Annotated in this window: 5 protein-coding genes; all 5 read right to left on the reverse strand. The window is 70.8% G+C overall.

Annotated elements, in window-relative coordinates; translation table 11 throughout:
* On the reverse strand, positions 1–1,062 hold a 1,062-nt coding region (locus tag P3H78_RS33010), incomplete at its 3' end, for a hypothetical protein (RefSeq protein ID WP_276112859.1).
* A 69-nt stretch (positions 1,063–1,131) separates the two neighbouring features.
* The gene (locus tag P3H78_RS33015; RefSeq protein ID WP_276112860.1) at positions 1,132–1,284 is read right to left on the reverse strand and encodes a hypothetical protein; all 153 of its coding nucleotides are present in this window, start codon (positions 1,282–1,284) and stop codon (positions 1,132–1,134) included.
* Positions 1,285–1,582: 298 nt separating this feature from the next.
* Positions 1,583–1,741, reverse strand: a complete 159-nt coding sequence (locus tag P3H78_RS33020) for a hypothetical protein (RefSeq protein ID WP_276112861.1) — start codon at positions 1,739–1,741, stop codon at positions 1,583–1,585.
* A gap of 152 nt (positions 1,742–1,893) precedes the next feature.
* The gene (locus P3H78_RS33025) at positions 1,894–2,325 is read right to left on the reverse strand and encodes a hypothetical protein (RefSeq protein ID WP_276112862.1); all 432 of its coding nucleotides are present in this window, start codon (positions 2,323–2,325) and stop codon (positions 1,894–1,896) included.
* A gap of 126 nt (positions 2,326–2,451) precedes the next feature.
* Positions 2,452–2,709 carry a WhiB family transcriptional regulator gene (locus tag P3H78_RS33030; protein ID WP_276112863.1) on the reverse strand — a complete coding sequence of 86 codons (258 nt, stop codon included), beginning with the start codon at positions 2,707–2,709 and terminating at the stop codon, positions 2,452–2,454.
* Between the last annotated feature and the right edge of the window lie 12 nt (positions 2,710–2,721).

Consider the following 2,721-nt stretch of genomic DNA (forward strand, 5'->3'; position numbering starts at 1 on the left):
GAACCGCGGAGAGCGTCCGCGTTTTCCCGGACGTTTCTGCGGACGGAATCGCGGTCGCATCTGCGGTCGCCGCGCGCCGCGCTTCCGCGGCCCTGCGGCGCTCCTCCCGCGCCTCCTCGTCGGCCTTGATCTGCGCCTCCGCCCGGAGCCGCTCCGTTTCCGCGGTGACTTCCGCCTGGGTCCGCGTCGCCGTGGCCTGGGCTTCTGCCAAAATCCGCTGCCGCTCCAGGGCCGCTTCGTGGGCCTTCGCCTCCGAAGCGAGCCGTGCAGCGCGCTCCGCGTTTTCGGCGTCGATCCGGGCCTGCTGCTCCCGCGCTTCCGTCGCCAGGCGCGCTTCTTCGGCCGCCGCGATTCTGCGCCGCTCCTCGTCTTCCGCGTCGGCCTTCCTCCGCGCTTCCGCGTCCGCGCGGCCCAGGCCCGCGCTTTCTGGGCCTCGATGGCCGCGCGTTTCTCCTCCGCGGCCAGATCCGCGGCGCGCTTGCGCTCCGCTTCCTTGTCCGCGCGATCGGCTTCCGCGCGCCGCCGGGCCTCGTCAGCGTCGGCCTTTCGGCGCGCTTCCTCCTGGTCCTTCCAGTCACTCAGCGTGTTCAGGTGGACGGACTTCCTCCCCACCGCGAACTTGCGGTACCCGGCCCCCGCCTCGGCCAGGAAGATGACCAGAACGGGGATGACCGAGTGGAGGAGGAGGCCGGCCGGGTCCGGGCGGTCGGGCCATCCGGTGAACACCGCGTCCGGGTACAGCGACCCCCAGCAGTTCATGAGCCACGTCGCGAGGCCGGCGAACCAGCGCAGCGCGAAGGGCCAGCCGCCGGGGCGGTAGCCGTGGGAGGACAGTTTCCCGTCGATGAACAGGGCCGCCAGGAGCGACACCGACACCAGGGGGTCGAGCATCCATGCAATGGCCCAGTGGACGTGGTGTTCCTTCGCGAACAGGGTCACATTGACGGCGGTGAAGATGAGGCCCCCGACACCCAGAATCACCAGGACCGTGGTCACCAGGCGTTCGATCCGTTCCAGGTCGGCGATCGCCTTCCGCGCCTTGTCGGCGTCTTCGGCGGTCACAACCCGTACGGCAGGCGGCGGGGCCTTGGTTGTGGTTGGAGTGGCGGGGGACATGGTGCGGATCGCTCCTCAGCGCTGTTGCGGGGTGGGGGTCGGTTTCGGTGGGGTGAAGTGCGCCCCGGGGATGCGGTACGGCTCGTCGGCCGGGACTCCGGCCTGCTCCCGGACCGCGTCGACCAGCTCGTGTACGTGGTCCATGTCCGGCTGCGCGTCAGGTGTCATTCGCTGATGTCTCCGACGCCGGGACGTGGGGCACTGGGTGCGACGCCCCGGCGATGTAGGGGGACCTAGGTAGCCGGCCGGCTCCCGGAGTCGGAGGGCACCGGACGGATGCGTGACGAGACCGTTCGGGCCTGCGCCCCGGGGTCCGAGCCCGGCGTGCTGCCGGAGTTGAAGTAGGCGTCCCAGTCCATCGGCCGCACCAGCCGCAGGTGAGAAGCCCTCGGCGGCGCAACTTGCCTACGGGGCATGGGCTTCGGCGTGCTGCCGGAGTTGAAGTAGGCGTCCCAGTCCCAGGCCATCAGTGGCCACTACCGGTACGCATGATCCGCTCGCGCCTGCGACGGGCGCTCTCGGTGTCGTCGGCGGCCTTGCGGATGCGGTCGATACGTCGGGAGACGTCGTCGGTAAGGTTCAGCACTGCTGCGTCCTCCAGGTTGGTCTGGTGGGTGCGTGGCATGCGGGCCGGTGTGTCCTCACCGGCCCGCGCGCCGGTCGTCCGGGCGGTGCGCTTCCCTGCGGGGTGGCCTGCCGGTCCGGGTGGCCGGGTTCGTGCCCGACCCCGATTCACGCGGGGTCGGGCACGGCACCTGGCGCTCCGTGTTCAGCGGGTCATCCGCCGCACGGGATCGGAACGTTGTTCTCGGTGTTGGCGTAGGCGAAGCGGACGAAGCCCTGGTAGGTGCCCCATCCACCGTGGCCGTCGCCGCGCGAGGTCTGCACCACCCATGCCAGGGTGGGGTCGTTGGGGTGGCAGCCGAGCACGGAGGCCTCGTCCTTCTCGCCCATGAGGCCCTTGATGTGGCCCCCGGCGTCGCGGAAGTACAGGCCGCCGGTGCCCGGCTTCGGGTGGAGGTCGACGGTGAACCCCTCGTAGCCGACGTACGTCGGGTCGGCGGAGGCCGGAGCGGCGAACGGGAGCGCCATCAGACCGACGGCTGCGGCGGTGCCCGTGGCAACCGCCACCCGACGTCGGGTGCGGCGCTGCGAGGCGGGATGGGGCTTGTTGGGCTCGGCGATGCCGAAGTAGGCGCGGACAGTCATGGGTTTATCTCCCTTGGTTCTTGCTGACTACGGATGGGATGTACGAGTGGGGCCAGGGGCGCAGCGGCGGTCCCCTGGGGATGGGCCATGAGCGGTGGCGAGGAAGGCGGGCGGGCGCGATAGTGCTCAAGCGCTGCTGTTCCGGGCCCGGTTGCGGGCGGCACGGCGCTTCATTGCGCGGCGCTCGTCCTCGCTGAGGCCGCCCCAGACGCCGGAGTCCTGTCCGAACTCCAGCGCCCACTGCAGGCACGTCTCCATGACGGGGCAGCGGCGGCAGACGGACTTGGCCTCCTCAATCTGCAGGACTGCGGGGCCGGTGTTGCCGATGGGGAAGAAGAGGTCGGGGTCTTCCTCGCGGCAGACGGCGCGGTGTCGCCAGTCCATGAAGTACCTCCA

Origin of the sequence: Streptomyces tropicalis, assembly GCF_029269835.1 — a bacterium.
GTDB classification, from domain to species: Bacteria; Actinomycetota; Actinomycetes; order Streptomycetales; family Streptomycetaceae; genus Streptomyces; species Streptomyces tropicalis.

What these genes read in the sequence shown, in the direction of transcription:
- P3H78_RS33015 (WP_276112860.1), bottom strand. Translation starts at nt 1,284, where the DNA reads ATGACACCTGACGCGCAGCCGGACATGGACCACGTACACGAGCTGGTC.
- P3H78_RS33020 (WP_276112861.1), bottom strand. Translation starts at nt 1,741, where the DNA reads ATGCCACGCACCCACCAGACCAACCTGGAGGACGCAGCAGTGCTGAAC.
- P3H78_RS33030 (WP_276112863.1), bottom strand. Translation starts at nt 2,709, where the DNA reads ATGGACTGGCGACACCGCGCCGTCTGCCGCGAGGAAGACCCCGACCTC.
- P3H78_RS33025 (WP_276112862.1), bottom strand. Translation starts at nt 2,325, where the DNA reads ATGACTGTCCGCGCCTACTTCGGCATCGCCGAGCCCAACAAGCCCCAT.